The sequence below is a fragment of the Corynebacterium tuberculostearicum genome (genome assembly GCF_046097465.1).
Taxonomy (GTDB): Bacteria; Actinomycetota; Actinomycetes; order Mycobacteriales; family Mycobacteriaceae; genus Corynebacterium; species Corynebacterium tuberculostearicum_I.
This window is the reverse complement of sequence record NZ_CP175799.1, coordinates 626,626-644,886: the sequence shown is the minus strand read 5'-3', so window position 1 is coordinate 644,886 and position 18,261 is coordinate 626,626. Positions and strand designations below refer to the sequence as shown.

Annotated in this window: 16 protein-coding genes and 4 pseudogenes; 12 read left to right on the top strand and 8 right to left on the bottom strand. The window is 57.7% G+C overall.

The features are described from left to right. Positions 1-164: 164 nt before the first annotated feature. Genes ACKFRX_RS03155 through ACKFRX_RS03145 form a run of 3 tightly spaced genes read left to right on the top strand, consistent with a single transcriptional unit; the run spans position 165 to position 2,060 of the window. Positions 165-533 (top strand): GntR family transcriptional regulator, encoded by a 369-nt coding sequence (locus ACKFRX_RS03155; protein ID WP_005326752.1) that lies wholly within the window; start codon positions 165-167, stop codon positions 531-533. Further along, positions 520-1,374: an ATP-binding cassette domain-containing protein gene (locus tag ACKFRX_RS03150; protein ID WP_250408809.1), complete on the top strand. Its 855-nt coding sequence runs from the start codon at positions 520-522 to the stop codon at positions 1,372-1,374. Before ACKFRX_RS03155 ends, ACKFRX_RS03150 begins: the two co-directional genes overlap by 14 nt. Before the next feature lie 2 nt (positions 1,375-1,376). Next, a complete protein-coding gene (locus ACKFRX_RS03145) occupies positions 1,377-2,060 on the top strand; it encodes a hypothetical protein (protein WP_005326756.1) in 684 nt (227 codons plus the stop codon). A 115-nt stretch (positions 2,061-2,175) separates the two neighbouring features. Here the strand turns inward: ACKFRX_RS03145 and ACKFRX_RS03140 are convergent, their stop codons facing one another. The 4 genes from ACKFRX_RS03140 to upp form a co-directional block, all read right to left on the bottom strand. Beyond that, the gene (locus ACKFRX_RS03140) at positions 2,176-3,603 is read right to left on the bottom strand and encodes an NAD(P)H-quinone dehydrogenase (protein ID WP_204610085.1); all 1,428 of its coding nucleotides are present in this window, start codon (positions 3,601-3,603) and stop codon (positions 2,176-2,178) included. Between the two features lie 70 nt (positions 3,604-3,673). Further along, positions 3,674-4,864: a M20 family metallopeptidase gene (locus ACKFRX_RS03135; RefSeq protein ID WP_250408808.1), complete on the bottom strand. Its 1,191-nt coding sequence runs from the start codon at positions 4,862-4,864 to the stop codon at positions 3,674-3,676. 93 nt (positions 4,865-4,957) lie between these two features. Further along, positions 4,958-5,332 (bottom strand): helix-turn-helix domain-containing protein, encoded by a 375-nt coding sequence (locus ACKFRX_RS03130; protein WP_179387438.1) that lies wholly within the window; start codon positions 5,330-5,332, stop codon positions 4,958-4,960. 47 nt (positions 5,333-5,379) lie between these two features. Continuing rightward, positions 5,380-6,015 (bottom strand): uracil phosphoribosyltransferase, encoded by a 636-nt coding sequence (gene upp, locus ACKFRX_RS03125; RefSeq protein ID WP_034667911.1) that lies wholly within the window; start codon positions 6,013-6,015, stop codon positions 5,380-5,382. Positions 6,016-6,072: 57 nt separating this feature from the next. On the opposite strand from upp, the gene ACKFRX_RS03120 reads away from it, so the two are divergent. From ACKFRX_RS03120 to ACKFRX_RS03110, 3 genes are read left to right on the top strand one after another with little or no spacing between them, the layout of a single operon-like run. Then, on the top strand, positions 6,073-6,351 hold the full coding sequence (locus ACKFRX_RS03120) for a hypothetical protein (RefSeq protein ID WP_005322591.1): 279 nt from the start codon (positions 6,073-6,075) through the stop codon (positions 6,349-6,351). Further along, on the top strand, positions 6,352-7,296 hold the full coding sequence (locus ACKFRX_RS03115) for a C40 family peptidase (RefSeq protein ID WP_005326764.1): 945 nt from the start codon (positions 6,352-6,354) through the stop codon (positions 7,294-7,296). Positions 7,297-7,347: 51 nt separating this feature from the next. Beyond that, positions 7,348-8,586 (top strand): hypothetical protein, encoded by a 1,239-nt coding sequence (locus ACKFRX_RS03110; RefSeq protein ID WP_005326765.1) that lies wholly within the window; start codon positions 7,348-7,350, stop codon positions 8,584-8,586. Between the two features lie 106 nt (positions 8,587-8,692). Here the strand turns inward: ACKFRX_RS03110 and ACKFRX_RS03105 are convergent. Beyond that, positions 8,693-8,857, bottom strand: a pseudogene (locus ACKFRX_RS03105) (IS481 family transposase); the annotation flags it as partial. Positions 8,858-8,997: 140 nt separating this feature from the next. On the opposite strand from ACKFRX_RS03105, the gene ACKFRX_RS03100 reads away from it, so the two are divergent. From ACKFRX_RS03100 to ACKFRX_RS03080, 5 genes are read left to right on the top strand one after another with little or no spacing between them, the layout of a single operon-like run. Then, on the top strand, positions 8,998-9,633 hold the full coding sequence (locus ACKFRX_RS03100) for an MptD family putative ECF transporter S component (protein WP_066484691.1): 636 nt from the start codon (positions 8,998-9,000) through the stop codon (positions 9,631-9,633). Next, positions 9,630-10,355, top strand: coding sequence for an energy-coupling factor transporter transmembrane protein EcfT (locus ACKFRX_RS03095; RefSeq protein WP_071407493.1), 726 nt, complete (start codon positions 9,630-9,632; stop codon positions 10,353-10,355). Before ACKFRX_RS03100 ends, ACKFRX_RS03095 begins: the two co-directional genes overlap by 4 nt. Further along, positions 10,352-11,821: an ABC transporter ATP-binding protein gene (locus tag ACKFRX_RS03090; protein WP_066484694.1), complete on the top strand. Its 1,470-nt coding sequence runs from the start codon at positions 10,352-10,354 to the stop codon at positions 11,819-11,821. The genes ACKFRX_RS03095 and ACKFRX_RS03090 overlap by 4 nt, the downstream gene beginning before the upstream one ends. Before the next feature lie 7 nt (positions 11,822-11,828). Next, the gene (locus tag ACKFRX_RS03085) at positions 11,829-13,577 is read left to right on the top strand and encodes an ABC transporter ATP-binding protein (protein WP_408928099.1); all 1,749 of its coding nucleotides are present in this window, start codon (positions 11,829-11,831) and stop codon (positions 13,575-13,577) included. Next, positions 13,570-15,342, top strand: a complete 1,773-nt coding sequence (locus tag ACKFRX_RS03080) for an ABC transporter ATP-binding protein (protein ID WP_408924511.1) — start codon at positions 13,570-13,572, stop codon at positions 15,340-15,342. The genes ACKFRX_RS03085 and ACKFRX_RS03080 overlap by 8 nt, the downstream gene beginning before the upstream one ends. A 156-nt stretch (positions 15,343-15,498) precedes the next feature. On the opposite strand, the gene ACKFRX_RS03075 is transcribed toward ACKFRX_RS03080, so the two are convergent. Beyond that, complete coding sequence (locus ACKFRX_RS03075; protein WP_070769502.1) at positions 15,499-15,732, bottom strand: hypothetical protein; 234 nt, start codon at positions 15,730-15,732, stop codon at positions 15,499-15,501. A 619-nt stretch (positions 15,733-16,351) separates the two neighbouring features. On the opposite strand from ACKFRX_RS03075, the pseudogene ACKFRX_RS03070 reads away from it, so the two are divergent. Further along, a pseudogene (locus ACKFRX_RS03070) lies at positions 16,352-16,598 on the top strand (transposase); the annotation flags it as partial. Between the two features lie 37 nt (positions 16,599-16,635). On the opposite strand, the pseudogene ACKFRX_RS03065 reads toward ACKFRX_RS03070, so the two are convergent. Together ACKFRX_RS03065 and ACKFRX_RS03060 are read right to left on the bottom strand one after the other, a co-directional pair. Beyond that, positions 16,636-16,854: pseudogene (locus ACKFRX_RS03065) on the bottom strand (IS3 family transposase); the annotation flags it as partial. Between the two features lie 1,046 nt (positions 16,855-17,900). Then, a pseudogene (locus tag ACKFRX_RS03060) lies at positions 17,901-18,239 on the bottom strand (ATP-binding protein); the annotation flags it as partial. Positions 18,240-18,261: the final 22 nt, after the last annotated feature.

Here is an 18,261-nt window from a genome sequence, read left to right as displayed (position 1 = left end):
ATCCTGCAAATTTTTGCCTCAACAAAATATGCAGCGGGGACACCTGCGTGCCCAAGTAAACCGTTGTTGACCGAACGCCTTCCCGGCTATATGGTTACCCACATAGGTGGTAAACCCATACACCACGGAAGGAATCATATGCCGCATGTACGAGAGGCCGCACCATGAGCGATACCCGGCCCATTTATCAGCAACTAGCAGGAGGAATCAGGGACATGATTATTTCCGGTGAGCTCGCCGAGGGCGAACGCGCCCCCAGCACCAATGAGCTTTCGGCTTTCCACTCCGTTAACCCAACTACCTCTGCAAAGGCACTAACCGTCCTCTTCGAGGAGGGCCTGCTGGAAAAGCGGCGCGGTTTGGGCATGTTTGTGCGCGAAGGCGCGCGCGACAACGTCCGCCACCAACGCCAAGAAGCCCTTAGGGAAGATTTCATCGTTCCGCTTCTCAAGGAAGGAGCCGCGCTGGGCTTAAGCGCCAGCGATATCGCCGACCTCATCGAAGCCGAAGGAGACCACCATGACGCACCTTAAGATGCACAATGTCAGCTGCAAGCGCCGCCTGCACGTACCACACCTAGAGCTCACCGCCGGCATGTATGGGCTAATCGGACCCAATGGCGCGGGCAAGACCACGCTCTTGCGCACAGTAGCAGGGTTCCTGCCCGCAAAGGGCAGCATCGATACCTCACAGGTAGCGATTGCGCGCACCGGCGCCGATATCTTGCTCGCCGGTTCCACCGTGGCCCAGCACCTGCGCGCCGCACAGCATGTGCGCGCGGGATTCGACGTGGGGTATGCGGAGGAGCTGTTGGATAAGGTGGGCGTCGATAAGCGCAGCAGAAACCGCGCCTTGAGCACCGGCCAGCGCCAATTGGTTGCCTGTGCCACTGCCCTGGCTGCGCGCACGCCGGTCACCCTCCTCGACGAGCCTTTCAATGGCTTGGACGCGCCAACGCGCACGCGCCTGCGCGAGCTCATTATCGCCCACGCCTCCAGCACCCCGGACTGGCTGCTGGTGCTTTCTTCCCACCGCGCCGAAGACCTCGTCGGCCTGGTTGACCACGTCATTACCGTGCACGACGGCACGGTCAATAAGCCCACCGCCCTGGAGTCCCAACGGCCGCACTACCCCGTTATAAGCGGCAGCACCAAGGACGTGGAGCAAGCACTCGCGCTTGCCGACGCCCTCCCCCTCCACCATTCCTCCCTTGGCTCCACATCCAAGGTGCACGCCTGGTGCCCGGCCCCGTTCCCTGCCGATACCGCAGCCGCCGCCCAGGTCACCGTCTCCTACCTCGACGACGGCCAACTCATTGATTCCCTTGTCTCCCGCGCCCACGAATCCACCCGCACCTCACAAGAGGAGTCCTAGCCATGCAGACACTCAAGACCTTTAATCTCAACGCCACCAAGGCGCTCACCGTCATAAGCATCATCGTCGTGTTGCTGTGGGTTCTCCCGTATGCCGTCCCCAGTGATCCTTCTACCCTCGGTGCCAATCCGACCGGCTGGGGAATATTCGCAGTCTTCATGTGGGGACTCTATTGTGCCTTCGCCGCAACCGAATACCGTTCCTTGCGCGGCCTAGGGATGCACCCCCGGCAATGGCTTACCAGCATGCACGCGACTCTGTGGCTAGCCGCGCTCATTTTTGGTGCCGTCGCTTGGACCGCTTACTACATCGCACTGCAATCGGGTGCGTATGCGAATTCTTCGTGGGCAATCACCCCCGGCACAGTCGAAGCCAGCCTTCCTTTCTGCTATGCAGCAACCTTCGGTAGCTTCGCCTGTGGCCACCTCATTACCGGATACGTTGGCGCGCTCATCGGTGTGGTGGTCAGTAGCGCAAACCAAAGCTCCCTGTTTGTTCGGCTGCTACTTATCGCCGGCATCATCATTGGCCTATTCCTAGCGGATGGCATTCTCATCACGCTCGTAGAATCATTTGGAGCTGCAGAAATCGGCGCACCCTGGCCCGGCATGTTCTTCTTCGCTGGTTTAGCTGCCCTGATCTGCACCGCAGCAATTCACCTGCTCGCGCGGCGCATCCAGCCTTAACCTGCCCCGGTGTTAAATGCACCGATTCCCCCGCCTCCAAGAAGACTGCAGTCTCTGGAGCCGGGGGAATTCTTGTCATACGCTGCCGCTGTACTAGTGGCGGAAACGGTGTGGTTTACTCCAAATCGTCGTGGGCAACGAGGCGTCGAGCAGCCTCGGTGATGGTGCCCGACAGGGACGGGTATACGGCGAAGGAATCGGCCAGCTGGTTCACGGTGAGCTGGTTGGTTACGGCCATGGCGATGGGCAGGATGAGCTCGGAGGCGGTCGGCGCGACAATGACGCCGCCGATAACGCGGCCCGAGGTGGCGCGGCAGAAGAGCTTGACAAAGCCGTGCTGCAGCGAGCGCATCTTGGCGCGCGGATTGGTATTGAGCGGCATGGTGATGGTGCGGGCGGCGACTTCGCCGGCCTCAATTTCTGCCTGGGTGAAACCGACGGCGGCGATTTCCGGACGGGTGAAGACGGCGTTGGCCACGGTCTTCAGGCGCAGCGGGGACACGCCCTCGCCAAGTGCGTGGTACATGGCTACGCGGCCCTGCATTGCGGCTACGGAAGCCAGCGGGAAGAGGTCAGAGCAGTCGCCAGCGGCGTAGATACCGGCAATATTGGTGCGGGAGACGCGGTCGACCTGAATGTGGCCGGACTTGGCGGTTTCCACGCCGACATTCTCCAGCTTGAGGTCCTGGGTATTCGGGATGGAGCCGATGGACATGATGACGTGGGAGCCGGTGATTTCGCGGCCGTCCTGCGTGGTGACTAGGACGTTGCCGTCCTCGGTGCGGTTGACGGTTTCCACGCGGCAGTTCTTTTCCAGTTCCACACCGCGCTCGCTCAGCACGGTCTCGAGGACGTCGGCCGCGTCGGCGTCGTCATGCGGCAAAATGCGGTCACGGGAAGCAACCATGGTGACCTTCACGCCCAGCTCAGCGAAGGCGGAGACGAACTCGGCGCCGGTCACGCCGGAGCCGACGACGATGAGGTGCTCAGGAAGCTCGGTGAGGTTGTATACCTGCTGCCAGGTGAGGATGCGCTCGCCGTCTGGCTGCGCGCCCGGCAGAATGCGTGGGGTCGCGCCGGTAGCTACCAGGACGAGGTCCGCGTCGATGGTCTCCTCGTGTCCGTCCTCATTAAATACGGCGGTAACCTTGTGGCCGCCGAAGGCATCGGCTTCCTGATCCTCAGGGAAGTAGCCGCGGCCGTCGATAACGCGGGCTCCTAGGGATTCCACCGTGGCGCGGATATCGGAGGACTGGTTGCTTGCCAGGTCCAGCACACGCTTATTCAGCGCGGTGAGCGATAGGTCGGCTTGGCCAATGCCCTCGTTGAGCTTCATATCCTCGGCGCGGCGCAGGTCGGTCTTAATATTGGCGCCGGCGATAAAGGACTTGGAAGGAACGCAGTCCAAGATAACGCTGTTACCGCCCATGCCTTGGTCTTCAATAATGGTGATTTCTGCACCATATTTGGCGCCTGCCAACGCGGCCTCATAGCCTGCCGGGCCACCGCCGATGATGACGATTCGCTTGGTCTGGTTCAACACGCACTTGCTCCTTTATAGGCTCCACTTTAAAAGTCGCCTACGAGTTTAACGTGTAGAACCTTTCAGCGCGTTAGTCCGTCTCCGCATTCTCCCCTATGAACTGCTCAACCACGGCGCCGAAGAGTTTGATGCCCACGCCGATGGCCCGCTCGTCCACGATGAGATCGCCCATGTGCAGGTCATGCTGCTCGCCCTCGCCGGACCAGCAGCCAAGCCGCGCCATGGAACCGGGGACCTTTTCTAGGTACCAGGAAAAATCCTCGCCGCCGGAGGACTGCGGAGCTTGCACGACGGCCTGCGGGTCGATGGATTGGGCGGCGGAGGCAAGCAGGGCGGTGGCGACGTCGTCGTTAAGCACCGGCGGAACGCCGCGGTTATAGGTCAGCTCGTGTTCTACGCCTACCGGCGCGAGGATTTGCTCCAGCAGCTCGGTAAAGAGGCTTTGCATATCGCGCCAGATGCCAATATCGGCCGTGCGCATGGTGCCGGTCAGGCTGCCGGTCTCTGGAATGGCGTTCGGGGCGTAGCCGGAATTGACCTGGCCAAAGACCAAAACGGTGCCGGTGCGCGGGTCAACGCGGCGCGAGAGCAGCGCGGGCAGTTCGGTAATCACCTTGCCCAAGGCATAGACAACGTCGGCCGACAGGTGCGGCCGGGAGGTATGTCCGCCTGGGCCCTTGATATTAAGCTCCACCACGTCGGTAGCAGAAGTAATCGCCCCGGCGCGAATACCGATGCGCCCCACGCGCAGCTTGGGCTCGGCGTGGATGGCAAAAATGGAATGTATTCCCTCCAGCGCGCCCCATTCAATGACGTCGGTCGCACCGCCGACCCATACCTCTTCGGCCGGCTGGAAGATGACGCGAATGCCCAGCGGCAGGTCGTGGACGCGCTGGAAATCCGCCAATGCACAGGCCAGACCGAGCGCCACGGTGGTGTGCACGTCGTGGCCGCAGGCATGCATTTTGCCGGGAACCTCAGAGGTATATTCCAGGCCGGTGACCTCGGTGACCGGCAGGGCGTCGATATCGGCGCGGAAGGCCAGCCGGCCTAGTTCCGTATCGGGGCCAATATCTACCATGAGGCCGGTCTGTGGGAAGCGCTGTGGCTCCAGACCATAGTCCTGCAGGATAGAGGCGAGGAAGTTGGTGGTTTCCACCTCTTGGTTCGCGGTTTCCGGGTGGCGGTGGATATGGCGCCGCCACGCGATGACCTCCGCACGGTGGGCATTGAACCACTCGTTGATGAATTCCGAGATCATCCGCGTGCCTTCCCTGTCGTTGAAATACGTCTGGGTACAAAGTCTACAACTAGACCATGCGGTTCAGTAACTCAGGTGGTGATGCGGGGTGCGCTAGCTCAAGGCGCCATTCCACGTGGCGGCAAACCGACGCCGGTCCACATAGCCTTGCGGGAAGGGCGCGACGTCCTCGGCGGCGGCCACCGCGGAATCGGTCAAATGCCCTTCCACCACGTCCCCGCCAGCCGGCAGCAGCACCGCCGGCGGGATTTCTAGAGCCAAGGCCAGCTTATATACCGTAGACAGCTGCGGATCAGCCATGGCGTGCACGCCATTTTCGTTGCGCTCCAGGTTTGAAATTTGGCTGCGCGAGACCCCAGAAATCTCCGCCAGCGCCTGCTGCGAAATCCCCCGACGCTGTCGCACCCGCCGCAATTGTTGCGAAAATCCGTGGCCGTAGCTCGACCACATTAGATGAATGAAACTCATATTCTCCCCCTGGAAAGTGCGGTCGCCTTTCCAGGGAGAAGATTACCTTAAAGGTCGATATTGCGCGGACCGTAGAGGCGGTCGCCGGCATCGCCCAAGCCCGGCACGATATAAGCATCCTCGTTGAGCGAAGGATCGATAGCGGCGGTGACTAGGCGCACCGGCAGATCGGAGTCAGCCAGCGCATCCACACCCGGCTGCGCCGAGACCATGCAGATGGCGGTGATATCGGTGGCGCCACGATCGGCAAGCAGGCGCAATGCGTGCAGCAGGGAACCACCGGTGGCCAGCATCGGATCCACCACGAACACCGTGCGGCCGGTCAGGTCCTCCGGCAGTGCCTCCAGGTATGGCACTGGCTCGTGCGTCTCTTCGTTGCGCGCCATGCCAATGAAGCCGACCTGTGCATCCGGAATCATAGACAGGGCCGGGTCCACCATGCCCAGCCCAGCGCGGATGATCGGCACGATGATAGGCGGGTCCTGCAGGCGGGTGCCCTGTGCGGTAGAAACCGGGGTAGCGCAGTCGAAGTTCTCCACGGCAAGGTCGCGAGATGCTTCATAGACAAGCATGGCGCCCAAGTCTTTCAGGGCGGCGCGGAACGCGGAGTTATCGCTGCGCGCATCGCGCATGAGGGTAAGGCGGGAGGCGGCAAGCGGGTGGTCTACTACGTGGATGTCCATGACCACCACTTTAAACTTTTTGGGAACCAAATGGGCCATCGGGCAGTCCAATAGGGCATGAGACCTTTCACGATCGATACTGACTATGCCCGCCACCTCGCCCGCGACCTGCACGCCCAGTCCCAAGGGGAGAATCCGCCCCACCCCGTTTTGCCTGAAGATTCCGCATTCACCGCTTTCAATGAGGCGGTGCATGCCGCGCTCGATAATGTGGGCGCGCGCATGAGCGTGCTGCGCAACGATATGGGACAGGTTGCCCACTCCGGTTTCCAGATGTCGCGCGAGGCAGAAGACACCGATGCCTCGCTAGGCCAGCACCTTGGGGCGGCGATGTAGATGCTCGATACCGCGCTCAAGCAGATTGCCACCATGCAACCGGCGCAGCTTCCGGAGGTTGAGCTTCCCCGCGTGCCGGATCTCTCCGCCGCCGAGCCTTTGGCCGCCATCGCCCATGGCAACCCCGCTCCCCTACTTGAATCGGCGAAAAATATCGATCTCGATAATGCAACCATCTCTGCCGCGCTCAGCCAGGCTCGCACCTTGGTGGCGGGCACCATCCGGGACCTGGTGGGCATCGCCACGCAGCTGGTGCGCCAGGCCCTGCCCACCGCGCTGGGTTTCCTATCGCTGGATCCATCGGCGCGTGCCGCCGCTCTGGCTCAGCTTCGCGCGCTTATCTCCCAGCACTTGGGCATGGCCACTGCCCGCGTGCAGCGCTTGATGGGTGATCTCAGCGCGGCCGCTCAGTCCTTGCAGCCGGTAGCGCAGCGGCCGGTGCACTCCGCGCTTGCCGACGCCCCCGTAAGCCCCACCGGCGCCCAGCACTCCACCGCTCTTCCAGAACAATCCGCCGCGGGCGCTGATGCTGGCGCCGACGCCACCGCACACGAGGTATCTTCTCCCCCGCCCGCACCAAAGCCTTCTGCCGAGGGCGGTTCGGCCGCCGGGCAGGCCGCGGTCGCCGCGGCGAAGAGCCAAGTGGGCCAGCCCTACGTATGGGGCGGCACCGGAAACGGTGGCTTTGATTGCTCGGGCCTTACCCAATGGGCTTATTCACAGGCCGGAGTGGACTTGCCCCGCACGGCGGACCAGCAGACGGTTGGTCAGCAGGTTAGCGCGGATCAATTGCAGCCCGGTGACCTGGTGGTATGGGATGGGCACGTGGCAATGTATTCCGGCAATGGCGAAATCGTGGAGGCCGGAGACCCGGTGCAAACCAACCCGCTGCGCACCACAAATATGGGTATGCAATTCAAAGGCTTTTGGCGGCCCACGGCCTAAGGCCGGTGCGGCCTCGCGCGCTGCTTAGGGCGTTGGGTAGACTAAAACGCCATGAGCACCCGCGCAATTGTACCTGTAAAGCTCTCGCTGACCGAGGGCGATTTTTATACCCTCTGGGCACCCAAGTGGCGCCAACATGGCTCCGAGTGGCAGGCCTTTCTGGGCGATGACGAGGCCGTCCTAGCCTTTAACTCACCCGCCGAGCTGCTGTGCTTCGTGGAGTCTGGCACTAAGCATGATTTGCTGGACCACCCGCACTGGGACCAGTTTGCCGGCCGCGATGCGGACCGCGTTACCCCGGCGGAGCGCGATGAGTATGACCTCATCGGCATGCCGGAGGCGCTGGCTGGTCGCCCGAGCCACCGGAACGTATCCACGGTGGCCCGCAACCTGGAGATGGCCTCCGCGCTTGCCGACGTCGCCGGTGCAGAGCACACCACCATCTTCTTCGCCTCCCACTCCATCCTGCGCAACGTCTCCCGCGGCGCCGACCACTACTCCGGCGAACAGGGCATGAGCGAGTGGTCCGGCGTGGGCCACGTCATCGCCGGCAACTGGAAGAAGGTCATCGAGGACCTGGATGAGCACGTCCGCGTGGTCTCCAGCGATGACTTTGATGCGGCCAAGGTCTCCGATGCCAAGGAGCGCATCTCTTCTGCTGCTGCCGCCTCCGCTGCAGCGGCCAAAGAAGCCGAGGAAAAGCGCAAGGCTGCCGCCGAGGCCGCTGACCCGTACGATAACTCCCCGTGGGCCGCCGCCGGCATCGATCCCATCAAGATCACCGCGCAGTCCAAGTCCGTCTACACCCTGCGCACCTACCTGGACGGCAAGCCCATCTTCTTGGGCAAGTGGGGCGAGATTTTCACCTTCGATTCCCCGAAGACCCTCGTGCGCTGGATCATGGACAACGATGACCACGACCTAGCCCGCGTATCCACCTGGGAAGAGGTTGTCGCCGCCGCTAATGCCGGCGAGCTAGAAATTCAGGTCCACCCGGATAACCAGTACTCCTTCAACGGCATCGTGCGCGATATCGAAAAGGGCCCAGAGGCCGTCGATTCCGATCAGATGGCGCGCTGCTATGAGGTATGCGCCGATGCCGCTGACTGGGCAGGCGACGATTCCATTAACTCCTATATGCTGGCTCACCCGCGTCTGCAGGACTACTTGGGCTACATGCTCGGCTCCACCGAGCACGCCGGCTACGTACCGTCCAAGCCATATAACGAGCACGCCGAGTCCTGGAAGGGCTTGGAGGATATGCTCATCAAGCGCTTCTCCAAGTTCTAAACCCGCACGGTTCGCGCGGCCTCGGCCGCGCGTGGCATCAGCCGCCCTAGCCTCTGTCCCCACTGCACAGCAGCGCCCTACGGGGCGCTTTCTTTTTACCCCACACGCCGCCCGCCGTTATTTTGATGTCGACGTGGTTCTCGATGCAGACCATGTTGATTGGTTCCCCGCCCCATCGGCAGCCGATGTAGAGGCGGCGTAGTTTACCGCCCCATCACAGGGTTGTCTTGCCGTTGGTGCTTACTTTATCGGTGCATAGTCGGTAGTCGTGCTCTGGTTTGATGTCCGCTTATCTACATTCGCCCCCATTAAGGGTGAATCTTCAGATCAAAACTAGAAATAGTTTATATACAGCACTATCTGTATTAGGTAAGCCTTACCTTTCCAGCTGTTCATGAATCGAGGTTTACGATGACCCAACAGTCCTCTACGCCCGCACGGAGTACAAGCTCATCCAGTGGGTCGACGGCACGTTTAAACACCAGAGATCTCATCAACGCTGGTATCTTTGCTGCACTTTACTTTGTAATCACCTTTGTAAGCGGAATGATTGGATTCGCAGGACCACAATTCATGTTTATTGGATGGTTTATCGCGGCAATCGCAAACGGAATCGTGCTAGCGCTTTATGCCGTCCGCACGTCCAAAATGGGTGCTTTCACCCTCGTCGGTGGTATTAACGGATTAGCATTCATGCTCACCGGACACTACTTCTGGACCTTGCTAGGAAGCATAATTCTTGGGTTTATCGCGGATTTGATTATTACAAAAAGCCACCTCAGTATTGCCAAGTCCTTCCCTATTGCCTACGGCGTCTTCTGCGTCTGGATTTCTTTGCCTTTTCTCCCGCTAATTCTGGATACGGACTCATACTACGTCGATATCGCAGACCAAATGGGTCAAGAATATGCCGATGCTATGTCGGATATCTTCCAGCCATGGACCATTGGAGTACTGGCCATTTGTGCGCTCATCGTCGGCTTTATCGGAGGAAAGGTCGGAGTTCGCGTCAGCCGCAAACACTTTGAAAGCGCTGGTCTCCTGTGAGCCTGCAAAAACAGGGCGTGCTTCGTCGATTTTCGATCGATCCACGGACCGTGCTGCTTTCTGTTCTAGTAATCAATGCGGTAGCTCTCAGCCACGGCCACCTACCGACACTGCTGATTTCTATCGCCTTCAGCTCCATCGCACTAGCTACAGTAAAGCCACACTATGGTCTTATATGTCTGTTCGCTTTTGCATTATCCTATCTAGGGTATTGGGGCCTATTACAGCTTCCTGGCTCCACATTTTTCGCTTTTTCAGCGGCAATTTTTTCGTGGCTAAGCCGTTTTGTCATCAGCATGTCCATCGGCGCATTCGGCTTGCTCACTCTCACACCATCCACGTTGACCTCAGCACTGCGGGACCTGCGTTTACCAGGCTGGGTCACCATTCCACCGGCGGTATTCCTGCGCGTTTTGCCGATCATCGTGGCAGAAGCCAAAGCCATCCGCGATGCCATGGTCCTTCGGGGTCTCCAGCCTGGAGTAAAAAGCTGGATCACACAGCCCACACAATCGTCCGCGATGTTGATCATCCCCTTATTAGGTGCCGTCGTCCGCGCTGGTGATGAGCTCGCTGCCTCTGCTCTTGTCCGGGGATTGGGAGGACCCGCACGCCCAACCACCACCGCCGATCTTTCCTTCAAGCTTGTCGATGCAACTGCACTAGCTGGGTTGGGCCTCGTTGTTGCCTCTGTCTGGCTTCCCACGGAGGTCCACTTATGAACGAACGCAGTATCGCAACCAGTGTAGACGCCCACAACGTTTCTTTTACATATCCATTGGGCGCTCGGCCAGGCATTCAAGGTGTATCTGATGTGTCTTTTTCTGTCTCTCCAGGACAGTGTCTACTGATTACCGGTGATTCCGGATCGGGAAAGTCCACGGTACTCAAGTTGATCAACGGACTCATCCCCCATTTCAATCCAGGAGAGCTACTAGGCACCATCACTATTATAAAGGATGACCAGGCTTTTAACCCTGCGGAAGAACCGCTGTCCCGAGCCATCGAGTTCAGCGCCTCAGTATTCCAGAATCCAAGGACACAATTTTTCACTGAAAGCGTCAATGCAGAATTGGCCTTCGGGCTAGAAAACCTTGGTGTAGATCCCAAAGAAATTGAGTCGAGGATTCAATCAGCGGTCGAGCTACTAGGCATTAAGGATCTTCGGGGCCGGCGATTCAAAGAATTATCCGGTGGGCAGTTACAAACCGTGGCATGCGCATGCGCGCTTGTGTCCCCGGGCAGTCTCGTGCTTCTCGATGAACCCACGTCCAATCTCTCCATGGAAAGCATCGATATTCTTGCACGCGTGCTACACCGCTTGAAGGAATTAGGCACAACGATCATTATCGCTGATCACCGTCTCTTTTTCTTAAAAGATATCGCTGACCAAGTTATTTACTTGACTCAGGGAAAAATAACGCGGAGTTTCCGCGCTCAGGAGTTTTATGCCTTAGACGAACCCGAACGCAAACAATTGGGGCTACGCAGCTTACACCATGTTCCCCTGCCCGCGAGCGTGCCGGTACCACCCACGCTCGAAAACGCCGATCCCCAGCGGAGCGGACTCGAGCTAAGCAACATCTGTTTTTCTTATGGCGCACATGAGGTGTTAAACATTGACCACGCATTTTTCCCCAGCGGCGAAGTCACCGCCTTAATCGGGCCCAACGGCGCTGGAAAAACCACCCTCGCCAGGATCATTTGTGGTCTTGCTTCTCCCAAACGCGGCGGTAGTCTCCGTTTGAACAGCAAACGAGTAGGAGCGGCTGCCCGCAGACGTGCCGCGTATATGGTGATGCAAGATGTTGGCCGCCAATTATTCGCAGCCACCACCGAAGAAGAAGTCACGCTCGGACTGGCAAAGAAGAAGCGGGACCACATCGATGTCAATGAGATTCTCCATCGCCTCGATCTGGCAGGAATGGCCCAACGGCATCCGCAGTCTCTGTCCGGTGGGCAACGGCAACGCTTAGCCATAGCTTCAGCCCAAGCCGAGCAAGCAGCGATCTACATCTTCGATGAACCTACCTCTGGCGTGGGCTGGCGCCAACTGCAATCCATCTCTGCGCTACTTCGATCTCTTGCAGCAAGCGGAGCAGTGGTCATCGTCATCACCCATGACCACGAATTCATCCAAGAATCAGTCACCAGAATCATCGATATGACTGACATCAACAAGAATTGAGAAAGAAATGTCTGAACTAAAACAAAGTTCCACAGAATCAAGCGGAACCCACGCACCAGAATCACACGGTGCGTCACCGGAAGAAGAGGCTCGCGCAAAACTAAAAGCCGGCCAGGTCGCTCTAAAAAAACTACTGGCCCCAGTGCAAACAACCATCTACTTCGCACAGTTTCTCGCGCTTATATCCTCGGTACTCGCCGTAGCACCCTACGTCGCGTTGGTGGCACTGGGAAATGCTCTAATCGACGGCAATACTGATGACGTCGCGTCCATTGTGAAATGGCTACTTGCTGCATTTTTGGGCCAGCTATTCTTCTATTTCCTTGCCCTTGTAATCACCCACTTCGCTGATGCAAAGCTGGTGGGGATTAACCGGCGCCGAATTATTACCGCTATTGCGAAAGCACCACTCTCGTGGTTTAGCCAGACTAATTCCGGCAAAGTCCGCAAAGCCGTCGAGGACGATACGTTAACTCTGCACACCCTGACAGCCCATGCTCCTGTAGAGAAGGTCGCCGCGATCTTTACGCCCCTCGCGCTTCTGGTTTATGCCTTTATCTTGGATTGGCGCCTTGGTCTACTTTCTATTGCCACTGTGCCCATTTTCCTAGCAATCCAGGCGTATTCAATGAAAGATATGGGCACAAAAACTGCGGAAATGGATAATTATCTGGGTGAGGTCTCTGCGACTGCGGTGGAGTTCTCCGAAGGTATTTCCGTCGTCAAGGCTTTCGGCACCGTTGGCAAAGCCCACGCTCGATATCGCGAAGCTGCCCAAAAATTCGCGGAATTCTATTACGAGTGGGTACGTCCACTTCTGCGTGTTAGCGCAGTTTCAGAATCCGTGGTGGCGGTTCCCGTGCTCATCCTTATCAATGTAGGAGTCGGTTCTCTGCTAATAGCCGGGGACTATGTCACGGTTGCTGAAGTCATCGCCACAACATTGATTGCCCTGGTGATCCCGGGCACGATTCAAACCGTCGGCCGCATGATGTGGTCTTACCAGCTCGCTGGCAATGCGGCGTTGCGCCTTGATGAAGTCATGACAATCTCCCACGTGAAAGAAGGCCAAAAGAGCCTCGATGCCAGTAGTGAAGACATGGAGGTGGAGTTCCATAAGGTCAGCTTTAGCTACGCCCCAGACACACCAGTCCTCCAAGACTTTTCTGCGCAATTAAACGCAGGCACTGTCACGGCATTGATTGGCCCCTCCGGGTCTGGCAAATCCACAGCAGCAACGATGCTGGCGCGTTTCCAGGATCCAGATTCGGGCACAATCACTATCAACAACGTGGATATCCGTGATCTCACTTTCGACAGTTTGTACCGCACTGTGGCTTTCGTCTTACAAGATCCTCACTTACTGCGAATGAGTATTCGGGAAAACATTCGCCTTGCACGCCCAGAAGCTCGTGATGAAGAGATCTGGCAAGCAGCAGAGGCCGCGCACATAGCTGCTGATATTCGCGCTTTACCGGCTGGGCTCGACACCGTTGTTGGTGAGGACATCTCTTTATCCGGTGGACAACAGCAACGCATTTCTATTGCCCGGGCAATTATTACCAATGCCCCAATCTTGATCCTGGATGAAGCTACTGCGGCAACTGATCCTGACTGCGAAGCAGAAATTCAAGCAGCTCTAGCCACACTCGTCAGAGACAAGACTGTCTTAGTCATCGCCCACAAGCCAGAGTCCATCCAAGGCGCAGACCAAATAATCCGCCTCAAGCCTATGAAGGATAATTCTCATGTCTAATGCCACCACGCCTGCTAGTTCGCGGCTTCGTGATCCGTTACTTACTCGCAGTGTCAAAAAGCTGCAAAGTCCTGTAGGTCATAAGCTCAATAAAAGGCATGCTTGTCTATCGCTTATCGTTGGCGTGCTTGACGGCCTCGCCGTTCTCACGCTCGTGCCACTTACAAAGGCACTCGATGGGGATACGACGATCGCACCATGGATGTGGACGCTTTTGGCAATTGCGCTCGTAGCTTTTGCGCTACGATTTTTCGCAACCATGGCCTCTTACCACACGGCCTTGGATTTCATCCGAACCGCGCACACGACTGTGGGCGATAAATTGGCAACGCTACCGCTCGGCTGGTTCATACCGGCTAATACCGGCGGGCTATCTCGTCTCGTCTCAGATCGTTTTATGGTGGCGGCCGAGACTCTTGCACATACTCAAGGCATGGTGTACCGCGATGGTGCAGCACTTATGACCCTGTTGGTTGGAGCGTGTTTCTGGAATCCGCGGTTGGGATTGGTCTTTCTAATCATCGCACCATTGGCGCTCGTGGTGATGCAGTTGGCTGCATGGATTCGTGAGAAAGCATCGAACCGCGCACTCGGGCCGAGTAAAGAGCTCTCCCAGCGCATCGTAGAATTTGCTAACCGCCAGCCGGCCTTGCGCGCGGCGGGAAAATCACAAGGGTTTGCGCCACTTGAGCAAGCACTAGAAATCGATCATAGAGCACGGATACGCGAGCTATGGGTATCCACATTAGCTTTGCTACTCAACGGCATAGTAGTACAGATCTTCATCGTGGCTCTCATTATGGTCTCCGCGGATCTTGCCGTTGAAGGCGCCCTATCGCCACTAGAAACAATTGCGATCATCGGAATCAGCTTGAGGTTTACCCGCACGCTTGAGCAGCTGGGTTCTTCTTTCGTCGGTTTAGATGCCGGCCGTATCGCGCTCGCAGAAACTGAGCTCATCACCGATGCTCCTTCCCTGCCAGAACCCACTACTCCGCGCCTAGGCGATGGTTCGGGAAATGTAGAGCTGCTTAATGTCACGTTTGGATACGGCGATAAACCAGTATTGGTAGATGTCACTTTCCATGCTCGACCAGGCACCGTTACCGCCATTGTCGGTCCTTCTGGCTCCGGAAAGACCACAATTGCGCGCCTTATTTCGCGATTCTGGGATGTAGATTCCGGGGCGGTGATGGTTGACGGCGTAGATATCCGCGAGCTTGGAACCGAACAGTTAATGTCCAGACTGTCCATGGTCTTTCAGGACGTCTACCTCTTCGACGACTCGTTAATCGCTAATATCCGCGTTGGTCGTCCCGACGCCTCCGATGAGGAAGTCTTCCGCGCAGCTGATCTTTCAGGCGTGACTTCTATTGCCAACCGCCTAGGGTGGCATACTCCTGTTGGTGAAGGCGGGCGGCTTCTGTCCGGCGGCGAGCGCCAGCGCGTATCTGTTGCTCGTGCGCTGCTCAAACAAGCGCCGATTGTCCTCTTTGATGAAGCAACTTCCGCGCTCGATGCAGAAAATGAGGCAAACATTCTTGCTGCGATGGACGAGCTACGGGAGCAATCTACTTTTATTGTCATCGCCCATAAGCTGGATACAATCAAATCTGCTGATCAAATCGTAGTCTTGGATGAACACGGGCAAGTCAGCCAGCTGGGCACGCATTCTGAGCTTTCCGATGTCCCCGGTATCTACCGTCACTTCTGGCAGCAACGCAAAGCAGCAAGCGGGTGGAAAATCAGTTCGGGACGCGATTAACGCGGGCACCGAGATCGGCATTGTTTGCGGGGGACTCCCTTCTCTCCCCCTCTCCCCCCGCAGCACGGAGCACCCTAAGTGCACCGACAAGGCTCAGAGCGAAGAATGCGGTAGCGGCTACGAGCGACCACTGCGCGGCGTTGGCCATGCCTTCGCTTAAGGCCTACACCACTGCCCCAGGCGCACGGTGGTTTGCGTTGCGGAGGCTTGCTCGGAGTCATCGACGGGAATATCCCGCAGCATCGTGCCGGTCAGCTGCGCGGAGGCGAACCCCAGGCCCAAGCCGTACAGGGTCAGCGGCGCGGCGATGATCCAATCATTCGTATCCGGCCCCATAAGCAGGACGAAGCTAAGGACGCCGACGGCTTCCAAGCCGAGCCCAATGAGCACGGTGCCAGACGCCCCGTACCGTGCCGCGACATGAGGGCTGATGCAACGGAGAAGAATGCACCGATTGCCATGGCTGCCAGCACCAGGCCAGACCACGTCGTGCAGAGGTCCAAAGTATTAATCAGGTACAGCGGCAACACGAAGATGATGGCAAACTCGCCGATTGCTACCGCACCAGCGGTGATATTGCCCCACGAGAACGTGGAATAAGAAAAACAATTCAAGATACAACAGCGCCGAGCGGTGACCCCGCTCGCGGTGCTCTTCCGACCTGATAAAAAGCGCGAAGCCCACGGCCGAGATCGCGAGCCCTAGCGGAACCGGTGAAATAGCCGCGTTTTCGAATCAGGTCCAGCCAAAGAAGCTGAATGAGGATTGGGGCTCCCACCAGCCTAGGCCAGGCCCTCGATAATCGCGAATACTAGGACACCCATTCCGTCAGTGCACCATCGGCAAGCGGTCCGACCGCTGCCGCACCGGAAATCACCGCGCCCCACACACCAAAGGCTTCTGCGCGTTATTTTCCGCGGAATACGGTTTACTCGTGGAAAGCGTGGAAGGCATGATGAATGAAGCGTCCTGGGTTTAGTTCCTACCTCAGCTAACGAAGGATTGAACTATGCCTAGAAAATATTCCGTCGAGTTCAAGGAGAAGGCGGTCCATCAGATCATCGAAATGGTCCGCCTGGAGTCTTGCTCACTGCAACGCGCCTACACGGAGGTCGGTGAGCTGCTTGGAGTATCCCACACACGTTGCGGGCTTGGTACCGTGACAGCCTTCAGTACACGATAATTCTGACGCTTCAGGCGGCGAAACAATGGAAGAAGAACTCAGGCGCCTGCGTCGAGAAAACCGCGAACTGAAAACTGAACTTGCCCCCGAAAGTTGGACTAGGGGTAATCCTACCCGGCTAACGTCTTAAGGGCCTTATCCCGGTATTTCATCGGGGTGCAACCATCAAGTCCCAGCTGGAGTCTTTCCGCGTTGTACCAGTCGATGTACGCGTCTACCGCAGCGGTAAATTCTTTGACAGACCCGAACTTCTCACCGTGATACATCTCGGCTTTCAAGTGGCCAAAGAAGTTTTCCATCACGGCATTGTCATAACAATTACCTCTCCGCCGGGGAACCATTTCGCAGACACTGCGCATATTTACCCTCACCGCTGCGCATATTTACCCTCACAAGGCGTTTGCCCAGTTCAGGATGCGCATATTTACCCTCACTCAAAAAGAGGATGCGCATATTTACCCTCACCGCTGCGCATATTTACCCTCACCGCTGCGCATATTTACCCTCACCGCTGCGCATATTTACCCTCACCGACCCAGTTATCCACAGGGTTTTACCTGCGGGTTTACCTATTTTCCCAGGTGGCTTATAACTATATCCCTGTAGATCTATATCCCGAGCCGATCAACTAACAAAACCGTTCACTACGGGTTACGGTTCTTGCTCCCGCCTCGCCTTACGGCTCGTTGGGCTGCCGCCCAAATCAAAGATTTGGTTGCCACTAAAACACCCCACAACAACCACAGTCCTATAACCCTCCACGTAGCCTTGTGTCTTCTAGACTTTCTTCAAAGAAAAGAACCATGGGACAGGGGAGGCAAGGCAGTGCCCTACAAGCGCTACATCGACGACCCGAACTTTCGAGGCAACCTCGAAGCAATCCTAGAGCGCCTGGAAGCCCAAGAGACCACGTCTCCACTAGAACTTGGCGCTTCCATCCTGCAGGCCTACAGCCAAACCCGATTCAACTACACCTACCCCGCTGCCCCTGCCGTCACAACGCAAGAAAGCAATCTGCATGACTCCCACACTTGGAGCCGATTCCTAGACTCCACTGCTGCCTATCCCGGCTGGGACAAAGACGAACTAGAACACCTCGCGGAGTCTTCTACCCCACTCGATGCCGACAGCATGAACACCAAAGGCTTAGCCTCCCACCGCTACCGCGTGAGCGCTAAGCGCCCTGATACGCGCCAGCGGCTGCTAGATACCATGCTGGAACAACTCGACGACTCTAACCTCGTTGACGTTCACCTCACCCACACCGTAGGTGTCAGATGCGAGTTTTTGGTACCGGTGTTCTGGGGACTCGGTACTGTCGTGTTCCGGGTAGTTGGTACCGGGCCGAGGGGTACGTCGGCCCGGGCCGTTAGTCTTAGTCGTCTGGGGTGGTCGGGGCGGTGGCTTTACGCATGTCGAAGTCTCCGATATGGATTCGGTGGCCGTTGTTGAGGCGGCTTACGAGTGAATCGGCTCCGACTCTGTCTGGCAGTGTTTCAACCCAGTAGGCGGCAGCTGATTGGGAAGAGATCAGTGTTGGGAGCCTTCCGTCGCGGTCGAATATGATCTTGGCTAGGTCTTCTTGCCCGCGCTGGTTGATGCTGATGGTCATAAAGTCGTCGATGATAAGGACATCGACGTTGATCAGTTTCCGCATCTTATCGAGGTAGTTTTGGTCAGTCGGTGAGAAGACCGCCAGCATGTCTAGGGCCTGACCCCCGGAAAGTGGACACGTC

Excerpts from the sequence above, each read along its gene's own strand:
- ACKFRX_RS03155 (WP_005326752.1), top strand. The coding sequence starts at position 165 with ATGAGCGATACCCGGCCCATTTATCAGCAACTAGCAGGAGGAATCAGG.
- ACKFRX_RS03120 (WP_005322591.1), top strand. The coding sequence starts at position 6,073 with ATGAGACCTTTCACGATCGATACTGACTATGCCCGCCACCTCGCCCGC.
- upp (WP_034667911.1), bottom strand. The coding sequence starts at position 6,015 with ATGGACATCCACGTAGTAGACCACCCGCTTGCCGCCTCCCGCCTTACC.
- ACKFRX_RS03115 (WP_005326764.1), top strand. The coding sequence starts at position 6,352 with ATGCTCGATACCGCGCTCAAGCAGATTGCCACCATGCAACCGGCGCAG.
- ACKFRX_RS03110 (WP_005326765.1), top strand. The coding sequence starts at position 7,348 with ATGAGCACCCGCGCAATTGTACCTGTAAAGCTCTCGCTGACCGAGGGC.
- ACKFRX_RS03130 (WP_179387438.1), bottom strand. The coding sequence starts at position 5,332 with ATGAGTTTCATTCATCTAATGTGGTCGAGCTACGGCCACGGATTTTCG.
- ACKFRX_RS03100 (WP_066484691.1), top strand. The coding sequence starts at position 8,998 with ATGACCCAACAGTCCTCTACGCCCGCACGGAGTACAAGCTCATCCAGT.
- ACKFRX_RS03150 (WP_250408809.1), top strand. The coding sequence starts at position 520 with ATGACGCACCTTAAGATGCACAATGTCAGCTGCAAGCGCCGCCTGCAC.
- ACKFRX_RS03085 (WP_408928099.1), top strand. The coding sequence starts at position 11,829 with ATGTCTGAACTAAAACAAAGTTCCACAGAATCAAGCGGAACCCACGCA.
- ACKFRX_RS03090 (WP_066484694.1), top strand. The coding sequence starts at position 10,352 with ATGAACGAACGCAGTATCGCAACCAGTGTAGACGCCCACAACGTTTCT.
- ACKFRX_RS03145 (WP_005326756.1), top strand. The coding sequence starts at position 1,377 with ATGCAGACACTCAAGACCTTTAATCTCAACGCCACCAAGGCGCTCACC.
- ACKFRX_RS03135 (WP_250408808.1), bottom strand. The coding sequence starts at position 4,864 with ATGATCTCGGAATTCATCAACGAGTGGTTCAATGCCCACCGTGCGGAG.
- ACKFRX_RS03080 (WP_408924511.1), top strand. The coding sequence starts at position 13,570 with ATGTCTAATGCCACCACGCCTGCTAGTTCGCGGCTTCGTGATCCGTTA.